Origin of the sequence: Pseudomonas sp. FH4, assembly GCF_000510915.2 — a bacterium.
Taxonomy (GTDB): domain Bacteria; phylum Pseudomonadota; class Gammaproteobacteria; order Pseudomonadales; family Pseudomonadaceae; genus Aquipseudomonas; species Aquipseudomonas brenneri.
Map to the genome: position 1 here is coordinate 227,871 of NZ_AOHN01000024.1, position 16,232 is coordinate 244,102.

At 59.8% G+C, this 16,232-nt stretch carries 16 protein-coding genes; 11 read left to right on the forward strand and 5 right to left on the reverse strand.

Annotated elements, in window-relative coordinates; translation table 11 throughout:
- Positions 1 to 60 precede the first annotated feature (60 nt).
- Positions 61 to 507 (forward strand): DUF4879 domain-containing protein, encoded by a 447-nt coding sequence (locus H097_RS19745; RefSeq protein WP_032861841.1) that lies wholly within the window; start codon positions 61 to 63, stop codon positions 505 to 507.
- A 21-nt stretch (positions 508 to 528) separates the two neighbouring features.
- Here the strand turns inward: H097_RS19745 and H097_RS19750 are convergent, their stop codons facing one another.
- Entirely contained in the window at positions 529 to 1,761 is a 1,233-nt protein-coding gene (locus tag H097_RS19750) for an MFS transporter (RefSeq protein WP_032861842.1), read from the reverse strand.
- A gap of 344 nt (positions 1,762 to 2,105) precedes the next feature.
- On the opposite strand from H097_RS19750, the gene H097_RS19755 reads away from it, so the two are divergent.
- The 3 genes from H097_RS19755 to H097_RS27920 are packed head-to-tail and all read left to right on the forward strand — an operon-like array spanning position 2,106 to position 4,736.
- Positions 2,106 to 3,545: a cytochrome ubiquinol oxidase subunit I gene (locus tag H097_RS19755; RefSeq protein WP_032861843.1), complete on the forward strand. Its 1,440-nt coding sequence runs from the start codon at positions 2,106 to 2,108 to the stop codon at positions 3,543 to 3,545.
- A 3-nt stretch (positions 3,546 to 3,548) separates the two neighbouring features.
- Positions 3,549 to 4,556, forward strand: a complete 1,008-nt coding sequence (cydB, locus tag H097_RS19760; protein WP_032861844.1) for a cytochrome d ubiquinol oxidase subunit II — start codon at positions 3,549 to 3,551, stop codon at positions 4,554 to 4,556.
- A gap of 12 nt (positions 4,557 to 4,568) precedes the next feature.
- Entirely contained in the window at positions 4,569 to 4,736 is a 168-nt protein-coding gene (locus tag H097_RS27920) for a DUF2474 domain-containing protein (protein ID WP_065942821.1), read from the forward strand.
- 49 nt (positions 4,737 to 4,785) lie between these two features.
- Here the strand turns inward: H097_RS27920 and H097_RS19765 are convergent, their stop codons facing one another.
- Together H097_RS19765 and H097_RS19770 are read right to left on the reverse strand one after the other, a co-directional pair.
- A complete protein-coding gene (locus tag H097_RS19765; RefSeq protein ID WP_032861845.1) occupies positions 4,786 to 5,910 on the reverse strand; it encodes a class I SAM-dependent methyltransferase in 1,125 nt (374 codons plus the stop codon).
- A gap of 164 nt (positions 5,911 to 6,074) precedes the next feature.
- On the reverse strand, positions 6,075 to 6,785 hold the full coding sequence (locus H097_RS19770) for a LuxR family transcriptional regulator (RefSeq protein WP_032861846.1): 711 nt from the start codon (positions 6,783 to 6,785) through the stop codon (positions 6,075 to 6,077).
- A 305-nt stretch (positions 6,786 to 7,090) separates the two neighbouring features.
- Here H097_RS19770 and H097_RS19775 point away from each other — a divergent pair, with 305 nt between their 5' ends.
- Positions 7,091 to 7,867 (forward strand): ferredoxin--NADP reductase, encoded by a 777-nt coding sequence (locus H097_RS19775; RefSeq protein WP_032861847.1) that lies wholly within the window; start codon positions 7,091 to 7,093, stop codon positions 7,865 to 7,867.
- A gap of 45 nt (positions 7,868 to 7,912) precedes the next feature.
- On the opposite strand, the gene mscL is transcribed toward H097_RS19775, so the two are convergent.
- Entirely contained in the window at positions 7,913 to 8,329 is a 417-nt protein-coding gene (gene mscL, locus H097_RS19780) for a large-conductance mechanosensitive channel protein MscL (protein ID WP_032861849.1), read from the reverse strand.
- A 286-nt stretch (positions 8,330 to 8,615) separates the two neighbouring features.
- Between mscL and katB the strand changes: the two genes are divergently transcribed.
- From katB to radA, 3 genes are all read left to right on the forward strand, one after another.
- Entirely contained in the window at positions 8,616 to 10,157 is a 1,542-nt protein-coding gene (gene katB / locus H097_RS19785) for a catalase KatB (RefSeq protein ID WP_032861850.1), read from the forward strand.
- A 134-nt stretch (positions 10,158 to 10,291) separates the two neighbouring features.
- On the forward strand, positions 10,292 to 10,822 hold the full coding sequence (locus H097_RS19790; RefSeq protein ID WP_032861973.1) for an ankyrin repeat domain-containing protein: 531 nt from the start codon (positions 10,292 to 10,294) through the stop codon (positions 10,820 to 10,822).
- Positions 10,823 to 10,857: 35 nt separating this feature from the next.
- A complete protein-coding gene (gene radA, locus H097_RS19795; RefSeq protein ID WP_032861851.1) occupies positions 10,858 to 12,225 on the forward strand; it encodes a DNA repair protein RadA in 1,368 nt (455 codons plus the stop codon).
- A 67-nt stretch (positions 12,226 to 12,292) separates the two neighbouring features.
- On the opposite strand, the gene H097_RS19800 is transcribed toward radA, so the two are convergent.
- Positions 12,293 to 12,661, reverse strand: coding sequence for a PilZ domain-containing protein (locus tag H097_RS19800; RefSeq protein WP_032861853.1), 369 nt, complete (start codon positions 12,659 to 12,661; stop codon positions 12,293 to 12,295).
- 174 nt (positions 12,662 to 12,835) lie between these two features.
- Between H097_RS19800 and H097_RS19805 the strand changes: the two genes are divergently transcribed.
- From H097_RS19805 to yjiA, 3 genes are all read left to right on the forward strand, one after another.
- Positions 12,836 to 14,902 (forward strand): carbon starvation CstA family protein, encoded by a 2,067-nt coding sequence (locus H097_RS19805; protein WP_032861854.1) that lies wholly within the window; start codon positions 12,836 to 12,838, stop codon positions 14,900 to 14,902.
- A 15-nt stretch (positions 14,903 to 14,917) separates the two neighbouring features.
- A complete protein-coding gene (locus H097_RS19810; protein WP_032861855.1) occupies positions 14,918 to 15,115 on the forward strand; it encodes a YbdD/YjiX family protein in 198 nt (65 codons plus the stop codon).
- A gap of 156 nt (positions 15,116 to 15,271) precedes the next feature.
- Positions 15,272 to 16,231 (forward strand): GTPase, encoded by a 960-nt coding sequence (gene yjiA / locus H097_RS19815; protein ID WP_032861856.1) that lies wholly within the window; start codon positions 15,272 to 15,274, stop codon positions 16,229 to 16,231.
- The last annotated feature ends 1 nt before the right edge of the window (position 16,232 follow it).

Below are 16,232 nucleotides of genomic sequence, written 5' to 3' on the forward strand. Positions count from 1 at the left end.
TTTGTTGAGTGTGGCCTTGAGGCATACTCCGTCGACGTTCAGTCCTGAGTCATCCAAAGCATGAAAAAAGCCATCGCGTGCAGTCTAGCTCCGTTCGCCTGTATCGGCCTGTGGCTGGCGGCGGCACCGGCATGGGGCGCGCCTGCACCGGCCTTGAGCGAGGTGCGGGTGTTCCAGGTGCAGTCCCAGGCGTGCAACGAGTCCATCGCCGAGGGCGCCGACAGCACCCGGCAGTGCCAGCACCGTGGGCCGACGCAGGTCTCGGTGATGGAAGTGGGCCTTGGCAATAATTCCATCGCCACCTTTGATGGGGCGCGGCTTGCGGGGCGCAGTACGGCTATCTGCCAAGTCGGCTCCAGCAGCCAGGCGTGCAATGGCGCTGGTACGTTGATGGGCTACGTCTATGTCTTTGACGTGGATATCCGCGCAGCGGGCTGGTTCGAGTACAGCAACACGTCCATCAATGTGCCGCGCAACACCTTGAAGACTCAGCTACGCATCCAGTAATGGCCCCATGTAATTACAGGGTCAGGGCGCCTCGGCCGGCGTATGCATGCGGTCCCGCTTGGCCAGCGTCGGGAACAGTTTGATCCACACCCCGGTCACCACCAGCGTGCCGACCCCGCCCAGCACCACGGCGGGCACCGTGCCCAACCAGTGGGCGGTAACGCCGGACTCGAACTCGCCCAACTGATTGGACGCCCCGATAAACAAGCCATTGACCGCACTGACCCGCCCGCGCATTTCATCGGGGGTTTCCAGTTGCACGAATGAGGCACGGATCACCATGCTGATCATGTCTGCTGCCCCCAGCACCACCAGCACCGCCAGGGAGAACCAGAACGAGGTGGACAGGCCGAAGGCAACGGTCGCCACGCCAAACACGCCGACGGCGGTAAACATCACACGGCCCACGTGCCGGTCCACGGCAAACCGCGCCAGCCACAACGACATCAGCAGCGCGCCCACCGCTGGCGCCGAACGCAGCAGCCCCAGGCCCCATGGGCCGGTCAACAGGATGTCCTTGGCAAACACCGGCAGCAACGCGGTGGCGCCGCCTAGCAGCACGGCGAACAGGTCCAGGGAGATCGCCCCGAGGATGTCCGGCCGGCTGCGGATAAAGCGAATCCCCGCCAGCAACGAGTCCAGCGTTGCCTTGCCTTTGTTCAGCGGGGTTTGCCGCGCCGGCAGGTTGAGGGTCAGCACACAAGCAATCAGGTACAGCAGCACCGTCGGGCCATACACCCAGGCGCTACCGAAGGCATAAAGCAAACCGCCCAGGGCCGGCGCGACGATGGTTGCCGATTGCTGGGCCGACTGCGCCGCTGCCACCGCCCGTGGGAACAGGGCACTGGGCACGATGCTCGGCAGCAGGGCCTGGGTGGTGGGCATTTCGAAGGAGCGGGCAGCGCCGAGCAGGAACGCCAGGATAAAAATCATCTCGCGGGTGACATTGCCCGTCAGGCTGCCAATCACCAGCGCCAGGGCGATCATCGCCTGCAACGTCTGGCAAATGGCGGCGACCTTGCGTCGTTCGTAACGGTCGGCGACATGCCCGGTGTGCAGCATGAACAGCACCCGCGGTACAAACTCCACCAGGCCTACCAACCCCAGGTCCAGCACGTTGCCAGTCAGTTGATAGAGGTTCCAGCCGATGGCCACGGTGAGCATCTGGAAGCCACTGGCGGTAAAAATCCGTGCCAGCCAGAACGCTATAAAAGGGCGGTGATGACGTAACAGCAGCGGGGTTTCACTGGGCATCGGCAGGGACTGGACTGAGCGTGGGGAAAGGCGAGATTAGCACCAACCTGTAACAAATAGTTGCTGCTTCGGAAATATCCTTAGCAAGGCATCTATTTTGCTGAGTCAACCTGTCACGCGGCAAAAGACCACACAGTCCAACCTGGAAAATGGGACTACTCTTTCATCGTTGCTTGATCCAGATCAATGCTGACTTGAGTGTTGTGCTGGCGGCCGCAAGGCCAGAATCCCTACGTGGTTGGTAAAAAAAGAACGAATTGCAATTCGCCACACTCCATATCCGTGGGGGCAGTGGGTGCAGGCCTCCCTGCTTGCAGCCGGTATTACCTGACAGAGGAAGACTTATGTTCGGTTTGGAGGCGCTAGATCTCGCCCGAATTCAATTCGCGTTCACCATCTCGTTCCATATCCTGTTCCCGGCCATCACCATTGGCCTGGCCAGTTACCTCGCGGTGCTGGAGGGCCTGTGGCTCAAGACCCACAACGATACCTACCGTGACCTCTACCACTTCTGGTCGAAGATCTTTGCCGTCAACTTCGGCATGGGCGTGGTCTCGGGCCTGGTCATGGCCTATCAGTTCGGCACCAACTGGAGCCGCTTCTCGGACTTCGCCGGTTCCGTCACGGGGCCCTTGCTGACCTATGAAGTGCTCACCGCGTTCTTCCTTGAAGCGGGCTTTCTTGGGGTGATGCTGTTTGGCTGGAACAAGGTCGGGCGCAAGCTGCACTTCTTTGCCACGGTGATGGTAGCCGTCGGTACGTTGATCTCGACGTTCTGGATCCTTGCCTCCAACAGCTGGATGCAAACCCCGCAAGGTTTTGAAATCGTCGATGGCCGGGTGATCCCGACCGATTGGCTGGCGGTGATCTTCAACCCCTCGTTCCCCTATCGCCTGGCACACATGGCCACGGCGGCGTTTGTCGCCACCGCGTTCTTCGTCGGCTCCTCGGCGGCCTGGCACTTGCTGCGGGGCAAGGACAACCCGGCGATCCGCACCATGCTGTCGATGGCAATGTGGATGGCGTTGATCGTCGCACCAATCCAGGCGGTCATCGGTGACTTCCACGGCCTCAATACGCTGAAGCACCAACCGGCGAAAATCGCCGCCATCGAAGGCCACTGGGAAAACATCGGCAATGAGCCGACCCCGCTGATCCTGTTCGGCTGGCCGGACATGAAGGAGGAGCGAACCAAGTACAAGGTGGAAATCCCCTACCTGGGCAGCCTGATTCTCACCCACTCCCTGGACAAGCAAGTGCCGGCCCTCAAGGAGTTCCCGCCCGAGGATCGCGCCAACTCGACCATCGTATTCTGGTCGTTCCGGATCATGGTCGGCCTGGGCATGTTGATGATCTTCACCGGCCTGTTCAGCCTCTGGCTGCGCAAGGGCGGCAAGCTCTATAGCAACAAACCCTTCCTGTACCTGGTGCTATGGATGGGCCCGTCGGGGTTGATTGCGATCCTGGCCGGCTGGTTCACCACCGAAATCGGGCGCCAGCCCTGGGTGGTCTACGGCTTGATGCGCACGGCGGACGCCTCCTCCAACCACAGCGTGGTGCAGATGAGCATCACCCTGGCGCTGTTTGTGGTGGTGTACTTCGCCCTGTTTGGCGCCGGCCTGGGCTACATGATGCGCCTGGTGCGCAAAGGCCCGGTGACCCACGAAAGCACCGAGCCGGCCCACGGTGGCCCCGGGCAGCAACGCACCCCGGCGCGTCCATTGTCGGCGGCCGATGACAGCGGCGACGCCGATCACGGCGACACTCTGAACAAGGGGAATTGAGTCATGGGTATTGATCTTCCGCTGATCTGGGCCGTGATCATCATCTTCGGCATCATGATGTACGTGGTCATGGATGGCTTTGACCTGGGGATTGGCATTCTCTTCCCCTTTATCCCGGGCAAGACTGACCGCGACGTGATGATGAACACCGTCGCCCCGGTCTGGGACGGCAACGAAACCTGGCTGGTACTGGGGGGCGCGGCGTTGTTCGGCGCGTTCCCGCTGGCCTATTCGGTGGTGCTCTCGGCGCTGTACCTGCCGTTGATCCTGATGCTGATCGGCCTGATCTTCCGCGGCGTGGCCTTTGAGTTCCGCTTCAAGGCCAAGGATGACAAGCGCCACCTGTGGGACAAGGCGTTTATCGGCGGCTCGCTGGCCGCCACCTTCTTCCAGGGCGTGGCGCTGGGGGCATTCATCGAGGGCATTCCGGTGGTCGACCGCCAGTTCGCCGGTGGTTCATTGGACTGGTTCTCGCCGTTTGCTTTGTTTTGCGGTGTGGCCTTGATCGTGGCCTATGCGCTGCTGGGCTGCACCTGGCTGATCATGAAGACTGAAGGCAAGTTGCAGGAGCAGATGCACAACCTGGCACGACCGCTGGCGTTCGTGGTGTTGGCGGTGATTGGCATCGTCAGTATCTGGACGCCCCTGGCTCACCCGGACATCGCTTCGCGCTGGTTCACCCTGCCGAACCTGTTCTGGTTCCTGCCGGTGCCGATCCTGGTCCTGGTGACCATGTACGCCCTGGTGCGTGCCGTGGCCCGCAATGCTCATTACGCGCCGTTCCTGTTGACACTGGTGTTGATCTTCCTGGGGTACAGCGGCCTGGGCATCAGCTTGTGGCCGAACATCATCCCGCCGTCGATCTCGATCTGGGACGCTGCCGCGCCGCCGCAAAGCCAGGGCTTCATGCTGGTAGGCACGCTGTTCATCATCCCATTCATCCTGGGCTACACCTTCTGGAGCTATTACGTGTTCCGCGGCAAGGTGACCCATGAAGACGGCTATCACTAGGAGGCGTGCACCATGAGCGGTAAACCTTCACTGGACGACATCGAACAGGCCGAGAAAAAGCCGCTCTGGCAGCGCCTGGGCTGGTTGGCGATGATCTGGACCGGCAGCGTCCTGGCCCTGTTCGTGGTGGCCAGCCTGATGCGCATGTTCATGAACGCCGCTGGCTTGAGCACTCACTGACATCCCACGCTGTCTTGACCCTCCTTGCGGAGGGTTTTTTTTGCGTGGCTTATTTACGGGCCTTGAGGATCACGAACTTTGGCGTCGCCGCCACCTGCTCCACCCCACGGAACAGGCGCGCCAGCTTGCTGTGATAACCCAGGTGGCGGTTGCCGACGATGTACAAGGCGCCGCCGACCACCAGCGCTTCGCGGGCCTGCTGGAACATGCGCCAGGCGAGGAAATCGCCCACCACCTGCTGTTGGTGGAACGGTGGGTTGCACAACACCACGTCCAAAGATTGCGGCTCCTGGTCTGCCAGGCCGTCGCCGGGGCGAATAGTCACTGGCCGCTCGCCCAGTGCCGCCTGCCAGTTTTCGGCCGCTGATTGCACGGCCATATAGGACTCGTCCACCAGGGTGTATTGCGCTTCGGGGTTTTGCAGGGCGCTGGCAATCGCCAGTACGCCATTGCCGCAACCCAGGTCTGCCACGCGGGCACTGCCCAGGTTTTGCGGCAGGTGGGGGAGGAAGGCGCGGGTGCCGATGTCCAGGCCTTCGCGGCAGAACACGTTGGCGTGGTTAAGCAATTCGATGGCCGGTACGTCCAGGCGATAGCGCGTGGGGTAGGGCGACACGGCCTGCGGTCGATCAGCCTGGGTGGCGATCAGCAGCCGGGCCTTTTTTACCGCCAGCGACGCGTGCATCGGCCCGATGTAACGCTCCAGCAGTTCACCGGCGGCGCGGGGCAGGTGCTTGACCATTGCGCCCGCGATCACTTCGGCGCCGGGTGCCAATTGGCCTTGCAGACGGATCAGTTGCTCTTCCAGCAGCGCCAGGGTTTTCGGCACCCGGATCAGCACACGGTCGAATGGCCCGTGGGGGATCTGGCTGGCGGGAACCACGGTGACGGCATCGAAGGTCTTGTGATTGCGCACCAGGTTTTTTTGCAGGGCCTGGGTGCCGAGGAACGAATCGCCGCAGGTGGTGACATGCACATGCCCCTCAAGACTGGCCGCCAGTGCGCCAAAGCTGTCATTGAGCACCAGCACGCGGGTGCTGCTGGCCGGTTGCTGCTCGGCCAGGTGGGCGAGCAAATACTCGTCGGCCGCATCGAACGCCTGCAGCGGTTCATTTTGCTGCTCGGGCTGGCGGATCAAGTCGAGTTGGGCGAAGGGGCTTTCGAGCAGGGGCATGGCGGGGGGAACTCTGGATGATCGACGGGTGTTCCCGGCTGGGCGAGGAACCTCCTGAGTGGACTGCGACGCGGGTGTTGAAGGGCTGCGTCATCACTCAGAACTGGCCGTAAATGTTACGTTTTTTTCCAGAGGATTACATTCGGTGTTTTAACCCGCAGCCTTTAAAAGAGGCCATGTTTCACGGCGCTCATCACGGCGGCAATCTTATTGTTGACCCCCAGCTTTCTCATCGCGCTACTGATATGAAACCCCACGGTGCGTTCTGACAGGCACAGGATCGTGGCGATATCGGCCGCCGTTTTGCCCAGTGCCGACCATTGCAGGATCTCGGTCTCGCGACTGCTGAGTTTGCTGGGACACTGGAAATCAGGCGCCTTGGCATATTTCTGTACCGCTACGGTATGCAAGGCATGACATATCCACAGTACCTGGCCGGTTTTCTCGTAGAGTTCATGGGCTTGCACCAGGCCATTGCGCCGCGCCAGGCAGATCATGCTGAAAAAACCGTGGAAGTCATGCACCGACTGTGCCCAGCCATGACTCAGACCGTGGGTTTGGGCATGTGCCCACATGTCAGGGACTGCGGAAAAGGTTTTTTCCTCCCAGACGATCGGTAGCACATTGTGTTTGCAGTGGCTGACCAGCGGGTCCAGTTCGAAGTAGTGTTGTGTTTTGTAGAGGGTGTTCCATTCATCCGGATAGTTGTTGAGGTTGATGTTCTGGGGCGGGCGATAGAGGGCATTGGAGCCCATGGTAAAACCGCAGTATTCGAAGCCTAGCTCATACGTGATGTTCAGGGCCGCTTCGAACATTGTGGTCACTTCATCCTCACCTTCCAGTTTAGGGAGGCGTGTGTTGCGCCAGTGGACCATCGGTAACTCTCCATGAGGTACATATTGGTTTGTACATGACGCACTTCCTATAGCGTCACCGGGTCGAGTGTAGGACAGCATCTAAACGCTAGGTGGGATATTTCGCACTTATCGCGGCGGTTTTTAGCAGTTTTGACAGGGGTACAGACGCCAGGAGGCCTGTGTGTGGGACTTCGCCAGATCGTATGAGTCGTAGGTCCGTACAACATGGTCTGTCAGCCTGGCTGGATGCCACTACAAACCGGCGGTGTTTCCGGGCGACACTTTGGGCGACACTAGGGATTACCTGTAGACCGGAGCCCCCCATGACGGCCAGTGCTGAAAAATTCACCCGCCAGACCCTGATTGATGTGCAGTCATTGACCCCCAGCCTGTTCACCCTGCGTACCACCCGCGATCCGGGTTTTCGGTTCACCGCCGGGCAGTTTGTTCGCCTGGGCGTGACCAAGCCCGATGGGAGCCTGGTGTGGCGTGCTTATTCGGTGGTGTCATCGCCCTTTGATGAGTTCCTGGAGTTTTTCTCCATCGTGGTGCCTGGCGGCGAGTTCACCAGTGAACTGAGCCGCCTGCGCGTTGGCGATGAGTTGCTGGTGGAGCGCCAGGCCACCGGTTTTTTGACCTTGAATCGCTTTGTCGATGGTCGCGACCTATGGCTGCTGGGCACCGGCACGGGCATTGCGCCATTTCTGTCGATCCTGCAGGACTTTGAAGTCTGGGAGAAATTCGAGCGGATCATCCTGGTCTACAGCGCCAGGGAAGCCCGGGAACTGGCCTACCAGACACTGATCGCGCAATTGGGTGAGCGTGAATACCTGAGCGAATACGCCCATAAACTCACTTACCTGCCCATCGTGACGCGTGAGCAGCACCCGGGCGCATTGAATGGGCGTATTACCACCCTGATCGAAAATGGCGAACTGGAGCGGGCGGCGGGCGTGGACCTGACGCCGGAGCATTCACGGGTGATGATTTGCGGCAACCCGCAGATGATCGATGACACCCGCCAGTTGCTTAAACAACGGGATATGCAATTGAGCCTGGCCCGCAGACCGGGGCAAGTCGCCGTAGAAAACTACTGGTAGAAAAAAGGCGCCTGGTCAGAGGCGCCTTTTCATGTTGCGAGTCGGTTACAAGGGCTTGTTGTTCTGGGCCTTGAGCAGATCGCGGATCTCCCCCAGCAGTTCCTCTTCCTTGGTGGGCACCGGTGGCAGGGTTGGTGCCACGGCTTCTTCGCGCTTGAGGCGGTTGATGGCCTTGACGCCCATGAAGATTGCGAACGCAATGATCACGAAGTCGATGATGCTCTGGATGAATTTGCCGTAGGCCAGGACTACTGCAGGGATATCGCCCTGAGCGGCCTTGAGCGTTACCGCCAGGTCCCCGAAGTTCACACCGCCGATCAACACGCCGATGGGTGGCATCACTACGTCGCCCACAAAGGATGAAACAATTTTGCCGAAGGCGGCGCCGATGATAATACCGACCGCCATGTCGACCACATTACCTTTGACCGCGAAGGCCTTGAACTCACTGAGCACGCCCATAGGTTATTCCTTGTTACAGTTGAGAGGGGAGAGTGCAGTGTAAGTCAGTCTGCAGTGGCTTGCGCGACACAACTGTTAACACTGTTCGTTGTTATCGACATATTAAATCGCAAATAGTTTGCAAAGTGCCATCATTCGCGCGCGGATTACCCGTGATTTCAGGGCTTTACCAGATTATTTTTTCAATCGGGTAGGTCAGGGTTTTCTATTTATCTTCTGGCGTTCAGGGCTCTAGCCTCTGGCAAGCACCTGTTCGAGTGCAATAAAACAACCAGAGGAACGCCTGATGAAAAACCTTATTAGTCGCAGGTCTATTGCTGCGCGAACTGTATTGATAATTGCCAGTGCCAGTCTGCTTTCGGTGTCTGTACAGGCCGCTAACTTGACGCGCGATAATGGTGCGGCGGTTGGCGATAATCAGAACTCGCAAACGGCTGGCGCGACCGGCCCGGTATTACTGCAAGATGTGCAGTTGATCCAGAAACTGCAGCGCTTTGATCGTGAACGTATCCCCGAGCGTGTGGTACATGCCCGTGGTACCGGGGCCCATGGCACCTTCACGGTCACCGACAACCTCAGCGACCTGACCAAAGCCAAGGTATTTGCCGCAGGCGAGGCCACACCGGTGTTCGTACGCTTCTCTGCCGTCGTCCATGGCAACCATTCCCCGGAAACCCTGCGCGACCCTCGCGGTTTCGCCACCAAGTTCTATACCGCCGAAGGTAACTGGGACTTGGTGGGCAATAATTTCCCCACCTTTTTTATTCGCGATGCGATCAAGTTCCCGGATATGGTGCACGCCTTCAAACCTGACCCGCGCACTAACCTGGATGACGACTCCCGCCGCTTCGACTTCTTCTCCCATGTTCCAGAAGCCACCCGCACATTGACCGAGTTGTATTCGGACTCCGGCACGCCGGCCAGTTACCGGGAAATGGACGGTAATGGTGTACATGCCTACAAGTTGATCAATGCCAAGGGGCAAGTGCACTACGTCAAGTTTCACTGGAAGAGCCTGCAGGGCATCAAGAACCTGGACCCCAAACAAGTTGTCGACGTCCAGGGTCGTGATTACAGCCATATGACTAACGACTTGGTCACCCATATCAACAAGGGCGACTTCCCCAAGTGGGATTTGTATGTGCAGGTCCTCAAGCCCGAAGAACTGGCCAAGTTTGATTTCGACCCCTTGGATGCCACCAAGATCTGGCCCGATGTGCCCGAGCGCAAAGTCGGGCAAATGGTGCTGAACCGTAACCCGGCCAACGTTTTCCAGGAAACCGAGCAAGTGGCCATGGCCCCGGCGAACCTCGTCCCGGGCATCGAACCGTCGGAAGACCGGATGTTGCAAGGTCGGGTGTTCTCCTACGCCGATACGCAAATGTATCGCCTGGGAGCCAACGCCCTGCAACTGCCGATCAACGCCCCACGGATTACCGTCAACAACGGCAACCAGGATGGCGCCATGAACTTCGGCAAGACCACCAGCGGCGTGAACTACCAACCAAGTCGCCTGGTACCACGCGAAGAGTTGCAAAGTGCGCGTTACAGCCAGATGCCCCTGGCCGGCAGCACCCAGCAGGCGAAGATCCAGCGTGAGCAGAACTTCAAGCAGGCGGGCGACTTGTACCGCTCCTACAGCCAGAAGGAACGCCAGGACTTGATCGATAACTTCGGTGGCTCCCTGGCGACTACGGATGACGAGAGCAAGCACATCATCCTGTCGTTCCTCTACAAGGCCGACCCGGAATACGGCACTGGCGTGGCCAAGGTCGCCAAGGGCGATCTGGCGCGGGTCAAGGCACTGGCTGAAAAGCTGAACGACTGATTAACTCCTCTGTGTAGGCGCGAGCTTGCTCGCGAAGCTCTCAAAGGCACCGCGTAGATTCAGGATTAACGCGGTGCCCTTGCGTTTTTCGCGAGCAAGCTCGCTCCTACAGGGGGCCATGGAGGAATTTGATGATGCGTAGCTTTATAGGAGCGCTTTTGGCCTGTTGGTCCTTGAGTGTGTTCGCTGACCCACAGGCCCTCAAGGCGCAGTTGCAGGACTACTACTTCGATGCCGCCCGGCGTGGCGACGTGGAAATGCTCAATACCTTTATCGAGGCCGGCTATTCCCTGAGTACCGTTGATGACAAGGGCTACACGGCGCTGATTCTCGCCGCCTATCACGGGCAGGGGCCGGCCGTGGAGCGGTTGCTGGCTGCCGGTGCCGATGCCTGTGTCCAGGACAAGCGCGGCAATACCGCGTTGATGGGCGCCATTTTCAAGGGCGAGTTGAAAATCGCTCAGCGTTTGCTGGGTGCCGACTGCAATCCCGACCAGCGTAATGGCGCCGGGCAGACGGCGGCGATGTTCGCCGGGCTGTTCCAGCGCGTCGAATTACTGGATGCACTCAAGGCCAAGGGCGCCGACCTGAACGCCGAAGACCCGGTGGGAAACAGTGCTTCACGATTGGTCAACGGGGAAATCCGGACCCCGGCGCCACGCTGAGCTATCATCGCGGTTTTTCGGTTGGAGGTTCTCAGGTGGCAAAGGCCAAGCGCATGTACGGCTGCACGGAGTGCGGCGCGACCTTTCCCAAGTGGGCGGGCCAGTGTGGCGAGTGCGGTGCGTGGAACACCCTCACGGAAACCATGATTGAAAGCGGCGGTGCGGCGGCGCCTAGCGGTCGCGCAGGCTGGACCGGGCAACAAGCCCAGATCAAGACCCTGGCCGAGGTCAGTGTCGAAGAGATACCGCGTTTTTCCACGGCGTCCGGCGAACTTGACCGGGTGCTCGGTGGCGGTCTGGTGGACGGTTCGGTGGTGCTGATTGGCGGTGACCCGGGTATCGGTAAGTCGACCATCCTCCTGCAGACCCTGTGCAGTATTGCCAGCCGCATGCCGGCCCTGTACGTCACTGGCGAAGAATCCCAGCAACAGGTGGCCATGCGCGCCCGGCGCCTGGGCCTGCCCCAGGACCAACTGCGGGTCATGACCGAAACCTGTATCGAAAGCATCATCGCCACCGCCCGTGTGGAAAAGCCCAAGGTGATGGTGATCGACTCGATCCAGACGATCTTCACCGAGCAACTGCAATCGGCGCCGGGTGGGGTATCCCAGGTGCGGGAAAGTGCGGCGTTGCTGGTGCGCTACGCCAAGCAGAGCGGCACGGCGATTTTCCTGGTGGGCCATGTGACAAAAGAAGGCGCGTTGGCCGGTCCTCGGGTGCTGGAGCACATGGTTGATACAGTGTTGTATTTCGAAGGCGAGTCCGATGGGCGCCTACGCTTGTTGCGGGCGGTGAAAAACCGTTTCGGCGCGGTCAACGAGTTGGGTGTATTCGCCATGACGGATCGGGGGCTGAAAGAAGTCTCCAACCCGTCGGCGATCTTTCTGACCCGTGCCCAGGAAGAAGTACCGGGCAGCGTGGTGATGGCAACGTGGGAAGGTACCCGGCCGATGCTGGTGGAAGTCCAGGCCCTGGTGGACGACAGCCACCTGGCCAACCCGCGCCGCGTGACCCTGGGCCTGGATCAGAACCGCCTGGCGATGTTACTGGCGGTGCTGCATCGCCACGGTGGGATCCCGACCCATGACCAAGACGTGTTCCTCAACGTGGTGGGCGGGGTCAAGGTGCTGGAAACCGCGTCGGACCTGGCATTGATGGCGGCGGTGATGTCCAGCCTGCGTAACCGGCCGCTGCCCCATGACCTGTTGGTGTTTGGTGAGGTCGGCCTGTCGGGCGAGGTGCGCCCGGTGCCCAGCGGCCAGGAGCGCCTCAAGGAAGCGGCCAAGCATGGCTTCAAGCGCGCCATCGTGCCCAAGGGCAATGCGCCGAAGGAGTCGCCGCCGGGGCTGCAGATTATTGCGGTCACGCGCCTGGAACAGGCACTGGATGCCTTGTTCGAATAACCAACAACACCACAAAACCAATGTGGGAGGGAGCAGGCCCCTTCCATATTTTGTCCTGTGTTGTCAGTCAGATGTTCAGCAATTCCCCCAGCTCTCGATGCAGTTCATCCTCATCGCCAAGATTCAGCTCGATCAGCCTGCGCAAATGGGTGATCGAATCCAGGTCGATATGCTCGCAGACAAACCCCAACTGACCCTTGTCGTCATGGGTTAACCGCACTTGCATCTGCACATCGGTCTCGGCGTCCAGATGGATGTCCACATCAAACGGCTCGTCACCCTTGCCCAACCACGGCGCGGGTTTTTGCACCAACAACCCCTTGAGCGATAAATCCACCAGTTGCACCGGCCATTGCTGGCCGTTCTGCTTGAGTTCAGTCCTGGCATCGAAGGCAATCCGCCGAAAACGGCGGCGATCTGACGGCTGGTCGCTCATGGTGAAACCCTCTGTAGATACAGGGATTGTAGCCTTGCGCCATTATCGGGCGTTTATTTCGCTTTTTTTTCACCCCGGCAAGGCTCTAGACCAACGTAGGGGGCTGGTCTTTAGGGCCCAGCGCGCTAAACTCCGGATGGCTGTCTTTCTGTCCAACCTGGCTGGAATATAAAAATGAAAAATAATAATAGCCTGCTACGCCACCTACCCTGGCTGTTGCTGGCAATCGTAGGAGCGTGCGCCCTGGGCGTAGTGGCCTTGCGTCGCGGCGAGGCGATCAACGCCTTGTGGATTGTAGTCGCGGCAGTCGCCATTTATCTGGTGGCTTATCGTTACTACAGCCTGTTCATCGCAAATAATGTGATGCAACTCGATCCACGGCGGGCCACCCCCGCAGTGCTCAACAACGACGGTCTGGACTATGTGCCGACCAACAAACATATTCTGTTCGGTCACCACTTCGCGGCCATCGCTGGCGCGGGGCCGTTGGTCGGCCCGGTATTGGCGGCGCAGATGGGCTACCTGCCAGGTACCCTGTGGCTGATTGCTGGCGTGGTGCTGGCGGGTGCAGTGCAAGACTTCATGGTCCTGTTCCTGTCCACCCGTCGCAACGGCCGCTCCCTGGGGGACATGGTCCGCGAAGAAATGGGCCGCATTCCCGGGACCATCGCGCTGTTTGGCTGCTTCCTGATCATGATCATCATCCTTGCGGTGCTGTCGCTGATCGTGGTCAAGGCCCTGGCCGAAAGCCCGTGGGGCATCTTCACGGTGATGGCGACCATCCCGATCGCGATGTTCATGGGCGTGTACATGCGCTATATCCGCCCGGGCCGCATCGGCGAAATCTCGATCATCGGCGTGTTGCTGCTGCTGGGTTCGATCTGGCTGGGCGGGCAGATTGCCACTGATCCGGTATGGGCCAAGGCCTTCACCTTCACCGGGATCCAGATCACCTGGATGTTGGTCGGCTACGGGTTCGTGGCCGCGGTATTGCCGGTGTGGCTGATCCTGGCTCCGCGTGACTACCTGTCTACCTTCCTGAAAATCGGCACCATCATCGCCCTGGCGATTGGCATCCTGGTCACCATGCCTGACCTGAAAATGCCGGCGCTGACCCAGTTTATCGATGGCACTGGCCCGGTGTGGAAGGGCGGCCTGTTTCCGTTCCTGTTCATCACCATTGCCTGTGGCGCGGTATCGGGTTTCCACGCGCTGATTTCCTCGGGTACCACGCCCAAGCTGCTGGATAACGAAACCAACGCCCGTTACATCGGTTACGGCGGCATGTTGATGGAGTCCTTCGTGGCCATCATGGCCATGGTTGCCGCCTCGGTGATCGAGCCGGGTGTGTACTTCGCCATGAACAGCCCGGCTGCCGTGGTTGGCAGTGACGTGGTGACCGTGGCGCAGACCGTCAGCAGTTGGGGCTTTGCGATTACTCCGGAAGCGCTCCAGGCGGTGGCCAACGATATCGGTGAAACCACCATCCTGGCCCGTGCCGGTGGTGCACCGACCCTGGCGGTCGGTATCGCACAGATCCTGCACAGTGTGCTGCCGGGTGAAAACACCATGGCATTCTGGTACCACTTTGCGATCCTGTTCGAAGCACTGTTCATCCTGACCGCAGTCGACGCCGGTACCCGTGCCGGTCGCTTCATGCTCCAGGATCTGCTCGGCTCCTTCGTCCCGGCGCTCAAGCGTACCGAGTCCTGGACTGCCAACCTGATCGCGACTGCAGGCTGCGTGGCAATGTGGGGTTACCTGTTGTATCAGGGCGTGATCGATCCGCTGGGTGGCATCAACACCTTGTGGCCGCTGTTCGGCATCTCCAACCAGATGCTGGCCGGTATCGCACTGATGCTCGCCACCGTTGTACTGATCAAAATGAAGCGCCAGCGCTACATCTGGGTCACCCTGCTGCCGGCTGTGTGGCTGCTGATCTGCACCACCACCGCAGGCTTCATCAAGCTGTTCGACGCTAACCCTGCGATCGGCTTCCTGTCGCTGGCCAAGAAGTACAGCGATGCCTTGGCCAACGGGCAGATCCTCGCTCCGGCGAAGAACATCGACCAGATGCAGCACGTGATCTGGAACGCCTACACCAACGCGACGCTGACGGTACTGTTCCTGTTCGTGGTCTTCAGCATCCTGTTCTATGCGATCAAGGTCGGCGTAGCCGCCTGGGGCAGCAAGGAACGCACGGATAAAGAAGCACCATTCCAAGCCATGCCGGACGCGTAATAGAGGGTTGCAAACATGTTCAATGACATTGGTCGCCTCGGTAAATACCTCGGTCAGGCCGCGCGCCTGATGGTCGGAATGCCCGACTACGACACCTACGTCGAGCATATGCAAACCAAGCACCCGGACAAGCCGGTGATGGACTACAAGGCGTTCTTCCGGGAGCGCCAGGAAGCCCGTTACGGCGGCAAGGGCGGGCCCAAGTGCTGTTAAGTTGGTAAAACCGCTTTACCTGTAGGAGCGAGCTTGCTCGCGAAAAACCCAAGGACACCACGTGCATCCAGATAGCACGCGTTATCGTTGACGTTCTTCGCGAGCAAGCTCGTTCCTACAGTTGTTTTTGCGCTCCCATTTTTCAGGAGAATATTTTTGATCTCTCCCATCCCCGTCACCGTCCTCAGCGGCTTCCTCGGCGCTGGCAAGACCACCTTGTTGCGCCATCTGCTCAAGGCCGAACACGGCTTGAAAATCGCCGTGATCGAAAACGAATTCAGCGACGCCGGCATCGACACCCAGCTCCTGGGCGATGAGCCGGTGCAAGTCATGACCCTGTCCAACGGCTGCGTGTGCTGCACCATCCACACCGACCTGACCAAAGCCCTGTACCTGCTGCTCGAACGCCTGGACAGCGGCGAGATCGCCTTCGACCGCCTGGTGATCGAATGCACCGGCCTGGCCGACCCGGCGCCGGTGGCCCAGACCTTTTTCATCGATGAAGAACTGCGCGAGCGCTACATCCTCGACGGCATCATCACCCTGGTGGACGCGGCCCACGCAGAACACCACCTGACGCAGACCATCGCCCAGGCGCAGATCGGCTTTGCCGATCGTCTGCTGGTGAGCAAGCGCGACCTGGTCGACGACGCCAGCTTCGATGCCCTCAGCCAGCGCCTGACCCGCATCAACCGACGCGCGCCGATTCGTGTGGTGGAGCACGGCAAGATCGATCTCGCCGAGTTGCTGGACGTGCGCGGCTTCAACCTCAACGCCGGCATGACCCTGCGCCCGGTCAGCCAGGCGCCGTCTATCGATCGTATCTCCAGCCTGGTGTTACGTACTGACCAGCCGCTGGATATCGACCGTCTCAGCGACTTCATGAACGAGCTGTTGGAAGAGCACGGCAAGCAACTGCTGCGCTACAAGGGCGTGCTGAACATCGCCGGAGAAGACCGGCGCATGGTGTTCCAGGGCGTGCTCAAGCTCTACGGTTTCGATTGGGATACCGAATGGGCCGAAGGCGAGGCGCGGGAGAGTGTGATTGTGTTTATTGCCGATGAGTTGCCCGAAGACAAAATCCGTGCAGGCTTTGCCCGGGTTTACCAATCCTGAC